We start from the raw sequence: 506 nt of genomic DNA, 5'->3' as shown, positions 1-506 counted from the left end.
TTTTTTAATATTTTGGATGATGATCGCCAGATTAATTTTGGTGTTTTGATTCTGGATTGAACTCATTTTTTACGGAGAGTTTGATCCTGGCTCAGGACGAACGCTGGCGGCGTGCTTAACACATGCAAGTCGAACGATGAAGCCCAGCTTGCTGGGTGGATTAGTGGCGAACGGGTGAGTAACACGTGAGCAACGTGCCCGAAACTCTGGAATAACCACCGGAAACGGTGGCTAATACTGGATATGTGCCAGGGAGGCATCTCCTCTGGTTGGAAAGATTTTTCGGTTTCGGATCGGCTCACGGCCTATCAGCTTGTTGGCGGGGTAAAGGCCCACCAAGGCGACGACGGGTAGCCGGCCTGAGAGGGTGACCGGCCACACTGGGACTGAGACACGGCCCAGACTCCTACGGGAGGCAGCAGTGGGGAATATTGCACAATGGGCGCAAGCCTGATGCAGCAACGCCGCGTGAGGGATGACGGCCTTCGGGTTGTAAACCTCTTTTA

1 rRNA gene is annotated in these 506 nt (G+C 53.4%); it reads left to right on the top strand.

Features of this window, described 5'->3' with window-relative positions:
• Positions 1 to 68: 68 nt before the first annotated feature.
• Positions 69 to 506: ribosomal RNA gene (locus tag QM019_RS12700) — 16S ribosomal RNA — on the top strand; the annotation flags it as partial.

Source organism: Gulosibacter sediminis (assembly GCF_030011715.1).
Taxonomy (GTDB): Bacteria; Actinomycetota; Actinomycetes; order Actinomycetales; family Microbacteriaceae; genus Gulosibacter; species Gulosibacter sediminis.
This window is presented reverse-complemented; position numbering and strand designations above follow the sequence as displayed.